General features: G+C 44.0%; 16 protein-coding genes. 3 read left to right on the top strand and 13 right to left on the bottom strand.

The features are described from left to right. Position 1: 1 nt before the first annotated feature. The 10 genes from OC23_RS07505 to OC23_RS07550 all read right to left on the bottom strand — a co-directional run bounded on the left by OC23_RS07505 (position 2) and on the right by OC23_RS07550 (position 6,605). Entirely contained in the window at positions 2-289 is a 288-nt protein-coding gene (locus tag OC23_RS07505) for a hypothetical protein (RefSeq protein WP_038343937.1), read from the bottom strand. Further along, positions 286-549, bottom strand: a complete 264-nt coding sequence (locus OC23_RS07510; protein ID WP_038343938.1) for a hypothetical protein — start codon at positions 547-549, stop codon at positions 286-288. The genes OC23_RS07505 and OC23_RS07510 overlap by 4 nt, the downstream gene beginning before the upstream one ends. 203 nt (positions 550-752) lie before the next feature. Further along, entirely contained in the window at positions 753-1,049 is a 297-nt protein-coding gene (locus OC23_RS07515) for a cyd operon YbgE family protein (protein WP_038343940.1), read from the bottom strand. A 4-nt stretch (positions 1,050-1,053) separates the two neighbouring features. After that, a complete protein-coding gene (gene cydX, locus OC23_RS18745) occupies positions 1,054-1,155 on the bottom strand; it encodes a cytochrome bd-I oxidase subunit CydX (RefSeq protein ID WP_000270276.1) in 102 nt (33 codons plus the stop codon). A gap of 14 nt (positions 1,156-1,169) precedes the next feature. After that, positions 1,170-2,315 (bottom strand): cytochrome d ubiquinol oxidase subunit II, encoded by a 1,146-nt coding sequence (gene cydB / locus OC23_RS07525; protein ID WP_038343942.1) that lies wholly within the window; start codon positions 2,313-2,315, stop codon positions 1,170-1,172. Further along, positions 2,312-3,889: a cytochrome ubiquinol oxidase subunit I gene (locus tag OC23_RS07530; protein WP_038343945.1), complete on the bottom strand. Its 1,578-nt coding sequence runs from the start codon at positions 3,887-3,889 to the stop codon at positions 2,312-2,314. The genes cydB and OC23_RS07530 overlap by 4 nt, the downstream gene beginning before the upstream one ends. Continuing rightward, entirely contained in the window at positions 3,889-4,080 is a 192-nt protein-coding gene (cydP, locus tag OC23_RS07535) for a cytochrome oxidase putative small subunit CydP (RefSeq protein ID WP_038343947.1), read from the bottom strand. The genes OC23_RS07530 and cydP overlap by 1 nt, the downstream gene beginning before the upstream one ends. A 555-nt stretch (positions 4,081-4,635) precedes the next feature. Then, the gene (locus OC23_RS07540; RefSeq protein ID WP_161792274.1) at positions 4,636-5,247 is read right to left on the bottom strand and encodes an OB-fold-containig protein; all 612 of its coding nucleotides are present in this window, start codon (positions 5,245-5,247) and stop codon (positions 4,636-4,638) included. 22 nt (positions 5,248-5,269) lie between these two features. Further along, positions 5,270-5,575 (bottom strand): Rieske (2Fe-2S) protein, encoded by a 306-nt coding sequence (locus OC23_RS07545; protein ID WP_104021878.1) that lies wholly within the window; start codon positions 5,573-5,575, stop codon positions 5,270-5,272. A 16-nt stretch (positions 5,576-5,591) separates the two neighbouring features. Next, positions 5,592-6,605 carry an adenosine kinase gene (locus OC23_RS07550; RefSeq protein WP_038344389.1) on the bottom strand — a complete coding sequence of 338 codons (1,014 nt, stop codon included), beginning with the start codon at positions 6,603-6,605 and terminating at the stop codon, positions 5,592-5,594. Between the two features lie 352 nt (positions 6,606-6,957). Between OC23_RS07550 and OC23_RS07555 the strand changes: the two genes are divergently transcribed. The 3 genes from OC23_RS07555 to OC23_RS07565 are packed head-to-tail and all read left to right on the top strand — an operon-like array spanning position 6,958 to position 11,611. Beyond that, complete coding sequence (locus OC23_RS07555) at positions 6,958-9,897, top strand: insulinase family protein (protein ID WP_038343951.1); 2,940 nt, start codon at positions 6,958-6,960, stop codon at positions 9,895-9,897. 19 nt (positions 9,898-9,916) lie between these two features. Then, positions 9,917-11,083, top strand: a complete 1,167-nt coding sequence (locus tag OC23_RS07560; RefSeq protein ID WP_038343952.1) for a phospholipase A — start codon at positions 9,917-9,919, stop codon at positions 11,081-11,083. After that, positions 11,084-11,611, top strand: a complete 528-nt coding sequence (locus tag OC23_RS07565) for a cysteine peptidase family C39 domain-containing protein (protein WP_038343954.1) — start codon at positions 11,084-11,086, stop codon at positions 11,609-11,611. Here OC23_RS07565 and OC23_RS07570 read toward each other — a convergent pair. From OC23_RS07570 to ilvA, 3 genes are all read right to left on the bottom strand, one after another. Further along, a complete protein-coding gene (locus OC23_RS07570; RefSeq protein ID WP_038343957.1) occupies positions 11,599-12,936 on the bottom strand; it encodes a TrkH family potassium uptake protein in 1,338 nt (445 codons plus the stop codon). The genes OC23_RS07565 and OC23_RS07570 overlap by 13 nt on opposite strands. Position 12,937: 1 nt before the next feature. Continuing rightward, entirely contained in the window at positions 12,938-13,588 is a 651-nt protein-coding gene (locus tag OC23_RS07575; RefSeq protein ID WP_038343959.1) for a potassium channel family protein, read from the bottom strand. Positions 13,589-13,979: 391 nt separating this feature from the next. Next, positions 13,980-15,524 carry a threonine ammonia-lyase, biosynthetic gene (gene ilvA, locus OC23_RS07580; RefSeq protein WP_171194763.1) on the bottom strand — a complete coding sequence of 515 codons (1,545 nt, stop codon included), beginning with the start codon at positions 15,522-15,524 and terminating at the stop codon, positions 13,980-13,982. Between the last annotated feature and the right edge of the window lie 35 nt (positions 15,525-15,559).

The raw sequence follows: 15,559 nt of genomic DNA on the forward strand, positions 1-15,559 counted from the left end.
TTTAATCTCTCAACCAGAATAACAGGGCATAAGCAAGCACATTTGCAATGCTGAAAATCACCACACTTTGCCAACCTTTCGGAATGAAATAGGCGATAAAGAAAGCAGATAACCAGAACCACGGGATCGACCACATCCCCAATTGGGGAGCGATCGAAGCATCTGTTTGGGAAGTATGAAGTAATACAATCATTGCGCCCATTGCCATTGCAAAGCTCATACCCAGAAATGCACCGGCAAAAGTTTTTGTCCACCAATCCGGTTGTAGTTTTTGTTTTAGTATCTTCATTTTAGGTTTGACCTTTTCATCAGCATAAGCAGGGGTACAAAAGACCAGACCAGTATTGCGATTGCAAGCCAGATCAGGATAGCTACAAGTAACGGAAGTGCATAAACCAGCAGGCTTAAACCGCACAGTAAACCCATGATGCCTGCATAATAAAAAAACTGTCCCAGTGAGGTTTGCAAGGAAATCTGGTTGGGATGGCTAAGATAAATACTCATGCATGAGAGGACGGAAACAATAATTCCAAATAGTTTTAAAGTCATTTATATATCCATGTGTAAATCTTAATGATAATTATTATTATTTAAATTTGGGTGAAATTAAAGCCTAGTGTTATAAACTTCATGAAATTTCAAAAATAAAGCAGATCGTGATAGGTGGTGGTCATGCAACGGATTAAAGCCGTCATTAAAAAAAGGTGATCTGATCAGATCACCTTTTTAAGTATTAGGGTTGTGAAAATGACTTATTGACCTAACCAGATAAAGTAGCCTAGAAGCATCAAAGGCCAGGCGATCAGTGGGCTAAACAGCCATTTCCATAACCAGAATCTGGGTATAAATCCGACTCCGTATATGAAGCCTCCGGAAATCCCGATCATGACCAGCATCAGCAGACTATGATTGTAATGTCCGTTTGCATCCAGCATTAGTGAAGGATGTACCAGTAAAATAGCAGCAAGGGGCAATGCCAACATAAACGAAATGGTCATTGCAAGTACTTGAGCCTTACGATTCTTCGGTGTTGTCATTGCTTCAGCCATTTTGTTATTCCTCATCTAAATTTTGATGGTGCTCGATATATAGTGCACTGAGTACACCTGCAAAACATGCCATCAAAATGCCTAGAATCCATGCAAAATACCACATGTCACATCTCCTGATTAATACAAACTATGTGAATTTTCTTCAATGTGCTTGTTGGTGATGACACCCCACATTTTGTAATACGACCAAGAGGTGTAGATCAAAATGATAGGAACGAAGATACATGCTGCAACTGTCATTACTCCCAGGGTTTTATGGCTGGAAACAGCGTCCCACATGGTCAGGCTTGATACTGGATCAATGCTTGAGGGTAGCAAGAACGGGAACAATGCAAAACCGGCAGTCAAGATTGCACCGACAATCATTAAGCTGGTACCTGCAAAACTTGCAGCTGCCTTTTGTTTGGCGGCACTGACAATTACCAGTAAGGCACCAAGAATTGCAACGACAGGTGCAGCCATGGTAACCGGATAGGTGGCATAGTTGTTTAACCAGCCATGATTGGCATTGGTCACGACCTCTTTTGCAAGCGGGTTCAATGTAGCATTGGTATCTACAGCGGCAGCATAACTATATCCGGAAATATTCCCGAACCATAACCACGCACCTGCAGCCAAGAAGCATACAAGGAATACGATTGCCATGATCTGTGTTGCCTTGGCAGAGCGGTTATGCAAATTGCCATCGGTACGTAACATCAGCCAGGCACCTCCGTGGGCAGCTAACATGGACAAGCTGACAATACCGCAGATCAGTGCAAATGGATTAAGCAGTGCAAAGAAGCTGCCGGTATATTGTGAACGTAAGGTTTCATCCAGACTAAAAGGGACGCCAAGGAACAAGTTGCCGAATGCCACGCCAAATACCAGTGCCGGAACAGCACCGCCGATACATAAGCCCCAGTCCCATGAATTACGCCATTGGGTGTTTTCTAATTTGGAACGATAGTCAAAGCCGACGGGACGCAGGAACAAGGCGAACAGAACCAGCAGCAAGGCCCAGTACATGCCTGAGAAGGCAACGGCATAGACCATTGGCCAGGCTGCAAACAAGGCGCCACCAGCGGTAATGAACCAGACCTGGTTACCATCCCAGTGCGGAGCAATGGTATTGATGGCAGCACGGCGTTCAGAATCGGTTTTACCTACAAATGGCATAATTGCCATTGAGCCCATATCAAAACCATCGGTGAGGGCAAAGCCGATCAGTAAAACACCGACCAGGACCCACCAGATTATTTTCAGCAGTTCATATTCGATCATGACTGAGCCTCCCCGGCTTTTGCTTCAAGTTTTTCGAAGTGATATTTACCGGTATGCAAAGAACTTGGACCTAAACGGGCAAACTTGATCATCAAGTACATTTCAATAATCAGCAGTACGGTATAGAACGCTGCAAGTGCAATAATCGAACCCCATACATCGCCTGTACTGATGCTTGATGCAGACAGGTGTGTTGGCAGGATTTCACCAATTGACCACGGTTGACGGCCGCCTTCAGCAACATACCAGCCTGTTTGTGCTGCAATCCATGGGAGTGGGAGAGCAAACAACGCAAATTTGAGTAACCACGGCTTATCTTCGGCATTACGTTTTGCCACTGACCAGGTTGCAAGAAGGAACAGTAATAGCATCAGGAAGCCGGCAGCTACCATGGCACGGAATGAGAAGAACAGGGCTGCGACATTTGGAATGGTGTCTTTGGTCGCGGCTTGGATATGTTCTTCAGTTGCATCAACTACATTTGGAGAATATTTTTTCAATAACAGACCATAACCCAAGTCTTTCTGATTTTTCTCAAATGAAGCCAATAAGTCTGGAGAACGGTCACCCGCACGGAGTTTTTCAAGTTCGCTATAAGCCACCATACCATTACGGATACGTAGTTCATGCTGTTTCATCAGGTCACGCAGACCAGTGACTTCCTTGTCGGTAGAGCGAGTGGCAATAATGCCCATCACATAAGGAATCTTGATCGCATAATCGGTACGCATTTCCTGCTGGTTTGGGAGACCAAATAAGGTAAATGCAGCAGGTGCAGGTTCGGTATGCCATTCTGCTTCAATTGCGGCAAGTTTGGTTTTTTGAACATCACCGAGTTCATAACCAGACTCGTCACCCAGTAAAATCACAGATAACGTTGATGCCAAACCGAAGATTGCAGCGATGGCGAATGAGCGACGTGCAAACGGTAAGTCACGTTTTTTCAACAGGTAATAGCTGGAAATGGCAAGAACAAAGATGGCTCCAGTGACATAGCCGGCAGAGACGGTGTGTACAAACTTGACCTGAGCTACCGGGTTAAAAATCAGTGCACCAAAGTCAACCAGTTCCATTCGCATGGTTTCGTAGTTAAATGCAGCCCCGACCGGGTTTTGCATCCAGCCATTGGCAATCAGAATCCATAAGGCTGACATATTCGAGCCAATCGCTACCAGCCAGGTTACCCCCAAATGCTGAACTTTGGATAGCCGGTCCCAGCCAAAGAAGAATAGACCGATAAAAGTAGATTCCAGGAAGAAAGCCATCAAACCTTCAATTGCCAGCGGAGCACCAAAGATGTCACCTACGTAATGGGAGTAATAGGCCCAGTTGGTTCCAAACTGGAACTCCATGGTTAAACCTGTGGTTACACCTAAGGCAAAGTTAATCCCGAAGAGTTTTCCCCAAAATTTGGTCATGTCCTTATAGATTTCCTTACCGGAAATCACATACGTGGTTTCCATGATGGCAAGAATAAAAGCCAGACCTAGAGTGAGGGGGACGAAAAGAAAGTGATACATTGCGGTCATTGCAAATTGGAACCGCGAAAGATCGACCACGCTTTCAGAAATCATCAACGTGTCTCCTGAGTTTTAGACATGTCACCAGCAATGCGCTCGGCAACTTCATTGTTAAAATCTTTGGGAATCGTTGGCGCATCAAACCAGATGTGTTTAATCACCATGAGAAGTGCAACTTTAATAATAAGAATAATCGTGATTTCTCGGATGAGCCGCCGATTTGGATCGTGAGAACTTGTGTTCATAGAACTTAGCCTCATACACATTTTTTAAAGATGTAAAACATTATTAAATAAAAACCATTAAAAATAAACCTTTAGGGTTTTTAAAATAATTAATAATAAATAATGTTTTAAAAACAATATCTTATTTTTATTTTGTGAAAATTTTAAAAATAATTTTTTAATCCTACTAAAATAATATGATTTTATTTTAAAACCTGATTAAAACAGTTGTATATATAATTTAAAATCTGATTAAAAAGCTTGGTTTTAAAATAATTTAAATAAAAGTTAAACCCACTAAAATAGTATGAATATAAAATCTATAATATATACAGTGGCTTATCATTTTGGTTACATATTTAAAATATTTTTACAATGTAACATCTGCAAAACCTAGTGTATAGGTAGAGTTTATTTGAAAAAATGTGATCAACTTCACTTTTATGTTTTTTAGAATTTCTAGATCACGAATGAATTAAAAAAGAAAGGTATAAATTTAAACTTTTTATTGTGTACTTTTGTAACATTGTGTTTGGTTTGAGCTTAAAGATCGGGTTAACCGTAATTTCAAGACTTTTAGTCGGGGGTAAACAGGTTGTTTGAAAGGGAAATCTTTTTTGCAAGATAGTGTGAATTTGATTTCTGGCTAATCAGTAACACTTGTGACTGCAACTCGAGTTCGCCATACTCGGGTTCAACCTGCACATAATACAGCTGCCCAAATTCATCCCGGACCCGTGCCTGTGCCGAGAAACCGGGACGGGCATTGCCTGTGGAGATTGTCGCCAGACGGCCCACCAGATTGGTATGGGTATGTGTTACTTTGGGTTTAATCACCTGATCCAGACAGTGGATCATAAAGACCGTAAAGAAGATATCGATGATCAGGGCTGGGACAAACAGATAATAAGGTGAAATAAAGTAGTGTTGCAGGGCAAAGAAGGACAGTTCCAGAAAGTAGCCTGCAAAACTAAAGTTAATAAGCAAGAAAACAAAAATCAGGTATTTGGAAAATTTTACATCAAGCAAAGGTGAGTTCAGTAACCATTCTGGTGCCAGTTTCTTGACCAGCTGGCTTGGACGCAAACCAATAAAAATACCAATGGTTTCTGCAATGCTGAGTACAATTAAAGCCACTACGCTCATATGAAATGGCATAAGGTAATAATTCAGGAAAAACTCGGTCATTGCAGAATTCATGATTTAAGCATCAATCTATATAGATACCGCCATCGGAATGGACTTCCAGATTGACTTTCTCAAGAAATTCACCCAGACATGGCCCGGAAATACATTCGCCAGTTTCAACGGAAAATAGCGCGCCATGGGTAGAGCATTGGATGTACTCACGGTCCTGATCGAGAAACTGGTTTTCCAAAAACTCGAGCTCTGTTTGCAAATGCGGGCAAACATTCTGGTAGGCATAAAAGCTGCCATCTTTTTGTGTAATAAAGATGGTTGTCCCTTTCATCGTGTCATAGGCACGAGACTCACGTTCAGGGACTTCTTCAGTCATGCAAATCTTTTCCATGTTAAGCACATTCCTGTTGAGCTTTTTTAAATTGTTGCAAAAGCTCTGCATAATTTTCCACGCTTAAACGCGGGCCAAATTGTGCAACAACTTCGCTAGAGATTAAAATAGCAAGTTGAGCTGCTGCTTCCAAGCTTAAACCTGCATTAATTGCATATAAAAATGCACCAGCAAATGCATCACCAGCACCATTGGTATCTACCGCTTCAACTGCACGTCCATTGACATGGAACTGATGAGCTGCATCTACAATGACTGCGCCTTTGGCGCCCTGGGTAATCACAATGTGCTGGTTTTTTAATTTCAGCATTTCAATGGCTGCATCAAGATTGTCTGTATTGGTGAACATCAGGGCTTCCTGTTCGTTACAGAACAGCAAGTCGACACCATTATCAAGAAGTTCTTCCAGACCTTGACGTGCATATTGCACCATTGCCGGGTCAGACAAGGAAAGTGCGACTTTAACACCATGTGCTTTAGCCAGCTCACGTGCCTGTTTAACTGCGACACGGGCAGTATCGCTTGTTGACAAATAACCTTCAATATATAGCCATTTCGCTGTCTTTAACGGCTCGAAGTCGATCTGCTCGGCAGTCAGTTCTGCCGTGATACCGAGATACGTTTGCATGGTACGTTCAGAGTCCGGACTAATCAGAACCATACAGGTGCCTGTTACGCCTTCACTGATTGACCGGGTCGCCGTGTTGATACCAGCTTCATTTAAGCCAGATAGGTAGATGGAGCCCAGATCGTCATTTCCTACACGGCAACCATAAAATGCACTGCCACCCAATGCGCTAAATGCAACGCTGGTATTCGCTGCTGAACCGCCACTGGCTTGACCTTTATAGCTTTGGGTGGCCTGTAGTTTTTGGTATAAGCTTGCCTGTGTCTCGCCGTCTGCCAACTGCATGGTTCCTTTTTGCAAAGCTTGTTCTATTAAAAACTCATTAGAAACTTTAAATTCCTGGTCAATGAGTGCATTACCAATTGCAAAAAGATCAACAGTTGCCATGTTTGTCATCACAGTAAAAATCAAAAAGCAAAGTTTACACCAATGCTCAGGATTACAATAGTTTGTTGAAAGAAATTCATTTTATTTATTTTAAAAACCAGAGTTATACAGCAACTGGAGAGTACTACCTGAATGCGAGAGAAATTACAGACTCTGCCCGAAATGATTATGGCTTGTTGCTGTAAAGCAGGTTCATTGTCATTTATGGAAAAATTTTTAAACGACTGTACCAAGTCTGGCCGCTGCATTTTTCTACAAAAATTGAGTAATTTGCATGGATATCGATACGTATTCTTCGGTAGACTCTCTATAATCAATCGTAATGATTTAATAGAGATAAACTGGAGATCACATGACTGTAGATGTTACTGAAAGCATTACTCAAACTATTCATCCCGCGTTTCAGCTAGTACGTCAACACCATGTAGAAGCACTCGATATTCAAGTTTCAGAATATAAGCATAAAGTGACAGGTGCAGTTCACTATCATCTGGCGACCAATCATGATGAAAATGTTTTTCTGGTGGCATTTAGAACCCAGCCAATGGATTCAAAAGGAACGGCACATATTCTGGAACATACCGCCTTGTGCGGTTCTGAGAAATTTCCGGTACGGGACCCGTTTTTCCTGATGATCCGTCGTTCACTGAATACTTTCATGAATGCTTTTACCGCAGCTGACTGGACTGCCTATCCATTTGCGACCCAAAACAAAAAAGATTTTCAGAACTTGTTGTCGGTATATCTGGACGCCGCTTTTGCAGCGAATCTCAATCCTTTAGATTTTGCTCAGGAAGGGATTCGTATTGAGCTGGAAAATGATCAGGCTGTTTATAAAGGTGTGGTTTTCAATGAAATGAAAGGTGCGATGAGCTCGCCAACAGATCAGCTTTATCATCAGCTGGCGCATCATTTATTCCCTGAAACAACCTATCACTATAACTCTGGCGGTGACCCAAAAGACATTCCAGATTTAAGCTATGAGCAACTGGTCGATTTCTATAAAACCCATTATCACCCAAGTAATGCGGTGTTTATGACCTTTGGTAACCAAAGTGCCTATGACCTGCAAGAACAGTTTGAGACGCTGGCATTACACAAGTTTTCTCAAGGCACCACTTTATACTCAAAACCTGAGAAACGCCTGACAGCTCCGGTTGAGGTGACTGAGAGCTATGCGGTTGATAGTGAAGACCTTAAAGACAAAACCTATCATGTCATGTCATGGCTATTACCAGAAACCAGCGATATTAAATTACGTCTGGGCATGCGTCTGGTGGAAGGAATCTTGCTGGAAAACTCGGCTTCACCATTGCGTCATTATCTGGAAACCTGTGGCTATGCGCAATCAACAGGCCCATTAATGGGAGTGGATGACAGCAACTTCGAGATGACGTTCTACTGTGGCGTGCAAGGCTCTAATGCAGAACATGCAGAAAGCTTTAAAACAGGGGTGTTGAACATCCTCAAAGACGTTGCGTCCAAGCCGGTTGATCGTGAGTTGGTTGACGCAATTCTTCATCAGATCGAGCTTCATCAGCGTGAAATTAATGGCGATGGCACACCGTATGGCCTGAGCCTGATTTTAAATGGCCTGAGTAGTGCAATTCATCATAACGATCCTGTGCATGTCTGGGATGTCGATTCGGCAATTGAACAGGTCAAGGATGAACTCAAAGACCCGATGTGGTTATCTGGTCTGATCCAGACCTATTTGCTGGACAATCCGCATCGTGTACAGATGACTTTAGTGCCTGATGCAACCAAATCGGCTAAAGAGCAACAGGCCGAACAGGCACGTCTGGCCGAGATTACTGCCAGTTTAACCGAAGCACAAAAAGTCGAGATTCAGGAAAAAACGGCCGCCTTGAAGCAGCGTCAGGATACCCCGGATAATCTTGAGTTATTGCCAAAAGTCGGACTGGAAGATATACCTGCCGAGTTACAGATCGTTCAGGGCCAGCTGCGTGAAATTATCTGTAATGGTCTGGATACGCCGTTAAACCTGTATCATGCGGGAACCAACGGGATTTACTACCAGCAAGTATTGATTCAGATTCCTGATGAAATCGTGCAGTCACCTTATTTTAATCTGCTTTCAATCCTGATGGGTGAAGTCGGTGCCGGTGAATATGACTATCTTGAATTCCAGCAAATCCAGACAGCAGTCAGTGGCGGGCTGGGAATGGGAGCGTCTTTGCGTAGCAAGGTCGATGACAAAGACCGGATCAGTGCATGGCTGACGTTAACCACCAAGTCACTGACTCAAAAGCTGGATGCAATCCAGTTGCTAAAACTTGCTTTTGAGCAGCTGCGTTTCGATGAGAAAGATCGCATTATTGAATTACTGCAACAACGTAAAACCCGCTGGCAGTCACGTTTGTCCGGTTCTGGTCATAGCTATGCGATGCAGGCTGCCTCTCGCCAAATGAGTGCCCTTGCACGCCGTGATTATCACAATACAGGCTTGGGTGCATTAAACTGGCTCAGCGATCTGGTTGCCAAAATTGATCAGGATGATACTGCTTATCAGGCATTGATCACTGAATTACAGGCGATTCACCGCAAGTTGCTACAAGCGCCTAAACAATTCTTGCTGGTATGTGAAGAACATCAGTCTGACCGTCTGATTGAAGAAATCCAGCAGGTCTGGGACAAGCTAGCGGTAGATCAGACACCTGTTCAGTTAACCCGGGTTGAACAGGTCAATACGTCAGATGATGAAGCCTGGTTGATTCAGGCCAATGTACAATTCTGTGCGTCTGCTTATCAGGCTGTGGATGTGGCACATCCAGATGCAGCACCTCTGATGGTCTTGGCCGCCTATTTGCGCAATGGTTTCCTGCATAGTGCCATTCGCGAAAAAGGTGGTGCGTATGGCGGGGGCGCAAGCTATGATGGTAATGCATGTTCGTTCCGTTTCTATAGCTATCGTGATCCGCGTCTGGCAGAAACCTTCAATGATTTTGAGGCGAGTGTGCAATGGTTATTACATACCGAGCAGCAGCCTCATCAGCTTGAAGAAGCCATTCTTGGCCTGGTGGCAAGTATGGACAAACCGGGCTCACCGGCTGGCGAAGCAATTACAGCCTGTTATGCATTGCTGCATGCACGTACACCAAAATTCCGTAAGGTTTTACGTGAACGTCTGTTAAACGTGAAGCTGGACGATTTACAACGGGTTGCCAAACAGTATTTACTGGCCCAAAAGCCGGTAAAAGCAGTGGTAGCACCATTTGCAAAACGTGAAGAATTGCAGAAACTTGGATTCAGCATCAAGCAGGTTAATTAAAAGAACAATGGAGTATTCTATGGCGTTCAAATCTTTTGAACGTAGTTATCTGGAGCTGAGTATCTTGTCGATACTCGGTTTCACTACGTCGTTGGCACATGCACAAGTGACCGCCCCGGCTAGCCCGGCCACCGTAGATGCATGTGTGGCTCTGGCCTCAAATGCAGAACGTCTGGCTTGCTACGATAGTCTGTTTAATAAGGCAACGACGGTAATGCCGTCACCAGTACAGGCACCTGAACCGGCAATGGCTGCGGCTGCACCGCTACGATCCAATGCGGAAAAACCTCAACCGGAATCGTTAAAAGAAAAAGTGGTTCAAAAGGTGAGTGATCTGCATCTTCTAGGGGCTGCACCAAAATTTGACCCGAATGTCTCTTTGCTTGATCGCCGCTGGGAATTATCGGAAGATAGCAAGTTAGGGGTGTGGAATATCCGTGCCTACCAACCTGTGTATTTACTGCCAGTCTTCTGGACCAGTGATAAAAACGAGTTTCCGAGTAGCCCGAATCCTGAAAATACAGTGAAAGAAAAGCAGGACCTGACTTCAAGTGAAGCCAAATTCCAGATTTCTTTCAAGACCAAGGCTTGGGAAAACATTTTTGGCAATAACGGAGACCTGTGGTTAGGCTATACCCAGTCTTCACGCTGGCAGGTGTATAACTCGGCCGAGTCACGACCTTTCCGTGAAACCAACTATGAGCCTGAGGCAAGCCTCATGTTCAGGACCAATTATGAAATTCTGGGTTTGAACGCCCGTTTGCTCGGGGTAACGCTCAATCATCAGTCCAATGGACGTTCTGACCCGTTATCACGTAGCTGGAACCGTGTAATTTTTAATTTGGGGTTTGAAAAAGATAACTTCGCATTAATGCTTCGTCCATGGTACCGGGTAGAGGAAGATGCCAAAGATGACAATAACCCGGATATTAAGGATTATGTCGGCCGTGGTGATTTAACTGCATTTTACCGCAAGGGTGATAATGACTTTTCACTCATGCTGCGTCATTCATTAAAAGGTGGCGACCGTTCACATGGTGCAGTACAGTTTGACTGGGCATTCCCGATCACAGGCAAGTTACGTGGTCATTTGCAACTATTTGATGGCTATGGTGAAAGCCTGATTGATTATAATCATCGTGCGACCTATGCAGGTTTGGGCGTCTCATTGATGAACTGGTATTAAATGAGTTTGCATATTCCAGAACCATTATTGCAGCTTGAAGCCAATTGTGGCGTGTTTGCGCTGTGGCTGATCTTGAAGCAATATCAGACCCACATTGATATTGCTGACCTGATCCGGTTATGCCGTCATGATCGCAACGAAGGAACTTTTACCATTGCGCTGGCTGTCGCAATGAAAAAACTGGGTTATGAGGTCTCGTTCCATACCGCACCTGATCCGGATATGGATTACAAGGAAAAGCACATTTTTCTGGAGGCTGAACGTCTCCAGCTTCCTGTTCTGGCTGCTTTAACTTATGCCGAGATACAACAGGCTTTTGAGAGCGGCAAATTTGTGATCGTGTTTTATGACACTTTGCAAGGTATGGGAAACCAATCCCTGATCTATTCAATTGATGATCAGGAGATTAGTTTCTGTGATCATTTTGAGGTTATGCCGAAAGCCGTATTCGAGCGACAGCGTCAGGCAGATGGTATCTGCCAGCAAGTGATTGTGATTGATCAGCCAGCGCAGACTTATCCAATCTGAATATTGGCATTAGCATGTTTGAGGCGGCTCTTTTTCGGGGTCGCAATCAGGTAGGCAAGGGTTAACGGTCCGAGCCGGCCAGTAAACATCAACACACTCAGGACAAACAAACTGCCGTCATGCAATTGTCCGGTTGCGCCACGTGAGAGGCCAACCGTACAGGCGGCAGACACCACCTCAAACATTAAGTCCATCACATCAAGTTTGGGTTCCAGCAGTAAAATAATAAAGCAGCCTACAAACACCAGCATACCGGTAATTGCGGTGACAGCCAGAGCCTTATAGGTGGTTTCTGCAGAAACAGAATGGTTAAAGATCCGGATTTCTTCATTACGCCGTAAAAAAGAGAGTACACAGAGCAGCAGGATCACAAAGGTACCAACCTTAATGCCGCCTGCGGTACTGAGTGAACCACCGCCGATAAACATCAATAACATGGTCAGTAATGCTGTGCTATGTTCCATTGCCCCTGTATTGATGGTGTTAAAGCCGGAAGAACGCGGAACGGTGGCTTGAAACCATGCATTCATGGCTTGTTCGCCCAGACTCATTGAACCCAGGGTTAAGGGGTTGTTCGATTCCAGCAGCCAGATCAGTACAAATGCAACCAGATTTAAGATGGCAATTGTACTCAGGATCAGTTTGCTGTTGGGTGTCAGTTTGCTCCAGCGTTTATTCTGTTTAACATCGATCAGAACCAGAAACCCGATTCCACCTAAGGTATAGAGCAGGCTAATGGTTAAGCAGATCAGATAATGTCCCTGAAAATTGATCAGGCTGTTGTCGAATAATGAAAATCCGGCATTGTTAAAGGCCGAGATACTGTAGAAGATCGCGTAGTAAAGCCCCCGGGCAAATCCATAAATTGGTGCAAATGAAGTGGTTAAGATCACAACACCAATCAGTTCAAAGAACAGGGTGTAGAGCACTACACCTTTTGCCACAAAGGTCACTTTAGACAGGCTGGTTTGACCGAGGCTATCTTGTGCCATCATTTGCTGTTTAAGACCTAACTTGGGTGCCAGGCTTAACGCTGCCAGTATGGCAAAGGTCATAAAACCCAGACCACCGGACTGGATCAATAACAGGATAATAAACTGCCCAAAATGATTGAATGACTCATTTAGATTGACTACGGACAAGCCGGTAATGGTTACCGCTGATGTTGCGGTAAATAAGGCATCCATCCAGCTCAAGTTGCCTTTATTGGCAATCGGGAGTTTGAGTAATAATGTGCCAATGGCAATAAAACTTAAAAAACCGATTGCCAGTAAAGATGGCGGACTCAGGTTAAAAATTTTCTGGGAGTTTATTTTTAAAGCCATATTATGCAAAACATCCTGAAAGTTTTCTGAGGTGGCCAAGCGAACCTTCCAGAATCAGCACATCATCTGTTTGCAAGGTAAAATGACTATCCGTTTCATAGAAAATCTGTTGCTGGCGTTTTAGCAATAACAGCTTGATATTGGGTTCCTGCTTTAAAATCCCGGACAGATTGACATTGTTCAGCTTTTCATTGACTGGAACCTTGACGATGTAATGATCATCATCCAGCGACATATAGCGGCTTACCATTGGGTAGTTTAGTGCCTGTGCAACACGCACACCCATGTCTTCTTCAGGGTGAATAATCTTGCTGACATTTAAATGGGAAAGGATGGTGTGATGTGCCTTGGTTTTGGCCTTGACCAGAATTTTTTCGACACCTAGATTTTTCAGGTTGAGTACACACAGGATGCTGGCTTCAATATCTTCCCCGATTGCCACGACCACAGCATCGCAATTTTGTATATTCAGTTCTTCCAGCACATGTTCATCTGTTGCGTCGGCAATAACAGCATGTGTAATGCGATCAGCCAGATTTTCTACATTGCGTTTAATGGTATCAATTCCGATGACATCATGATTGAGTTTGGTCAGCTCTAGCGCAACAGTTGCCCCGAAACTACCTAAACCAATGACTGCAAACTGTGCCATAACTGTCCTTAACTAAATGATAAAAATGTCTTTTTATGCATTTTAAGATGGAATAATTTTTCTGTTTGTAATGATTTTGTGTTGTCGCTTCTAAAAGTAACTGCCGGGACTGATAAAAATCAAGACACCATAGTTTGCTTTAAATGTTTCTTAAACCTTTTGAAAAATAATTATCCTGGTCGGATTTTGCCAGGTTCTGCTTCAATTTAAGGATGAGCTTTCAACTAGACGGGCTTTTGTGGTGACACTTGCCGGAACAACCTTTAGTACACTGATCAGAGTTTCCTGAGACACGTGTTGAATAAATCGCAGAAATGAATTTATTGTACATGGTTGTTTGTACAGGTTGCCCTCACAGTGGAGGGAAACCTGAAAAGAGAGGGTGAACAGCTTATTTTAAAAAGCGCTTATAACCAATATTGTTGCTGATTTCAGCATATGGATAAGTAATCTGCTCTAATGTTTCAATCAGACCATCCGGGTTCTGTTTGGCATCCGTGGCTTCCAGTCCGACCAGTACACGGCCTTCTGCTGCACCGTGGTTACGGTAATGGAACAGGGTAATGTTATGGGTTGGGCCTAGGCGCTCAAGGAAGGTCAGTAGAGCACCAGGGCGTTCTGGAAACTCAACCCGGAACAGACGCTCATTTTCAATATTGGCATGACCGCCAATCAGATAACGGATATGCAGTTTTGCAACTTCATCATCAGACAGATCATCGACTTCATATTGCTGTTTCAACATATTATGAATTTCATGGCGTTCAGTTTCGCCACCTTTGAGGCTAATGCCGACAAAGACCTGAGCCAGATTGCTTGAGCTGGCACGATAGTTAAATTCAGTAATATTACGGCCTTGAAGTGCCCGGCAGAAATTGAGAAACGCACCTTTTTGTTCTGGAATGGTCACGGCATAAATGGCTTCACGGCGTTCACCCAGCTCGGTACGTTCAGCAATATAGCGTAAACGGTCAAAGTTCATGTTGGCGCCACATACAATCGAGACCATGTTTTTACCGGTCAGATGATGGGTTGCAACATATTTCTTGATTCCGGCCAGAGCCATGGCACCTGATGGCTCAACAATGCTGCGGTTTTCATCAAAGGTGTCTTTAATTGCAGCGCAGATTTCATCGGTATTTACCGTAACAATATCAGGGTCTACAATCGGGCCCGAGTTATCTGATTTGCGTAAACGGATAATATCAAAAGGTAACTCGCCAATCTGAGCAACCGCTGTACCATCGGCAAAGAGGCCGACATGTGGTAATACAACACGTTCATTGCTCTCAAGTGCTGCTTTTAGACAGGCAGATTCTTCATATTCAACCCCAATGACCTTGACGTGTGGTGCCACTTCACCCAGATAGGCGGCCACACCGGCAATCAGCCCGCCGCCGCCAACTGCGACAAATACATATTCTACATCGCGCCATTGGCGTAATAATTCGTTGGCAATGGTCCCTTGACCAGCAATAACCAGTTCATCGTCATAAGGTGGAATAAAGACCAGACCCTCGGTTTCCGCACGTTGTTTGGCGTATTTATTGGCAACGTCAAAGCTGTCACCATGCAAAACGACCTGACCACCCAAGCTTTTAACCGCCTGTACCTTGATATCCGGTGTCGTGCTTGGCATGACAATAATGGCCGGGATGCCTAATTTTTTTCCAGACAGGGCAACCCCTTGCGCATGGTTGCCTGCTGATGCACAGATGACCCCACGGTCAAGCTGGTCTTTAGGTAGCTGGCTAATGCGGTTATAGGCACCGCGGAGCTTGAAAGAGAAGACCGGTTGCAAGTCTTCACGCTTAAATCGAATGTTATTATTAATTTTTTGACTAATTCGTGGAGCTGCTTCAAGCGGTGTTTCAATTGCAACATCATAAACCGTTGCCTGTAAAATTTGTCGTACCACACGAGACAGCATGTTCATCTTCCCTATAACAGTTTAAAATAGACGATCATTGT

This window comes from Acinetobacter sp. A47 (genome assembly GCF_000805455.1).
Taxonomy (GTDB): domain Bacteria; phylum Pseudomonadota; class Gammaproteobacteria; order Pseudomonadales; family Moraxellaceae; genus Acinetobacter.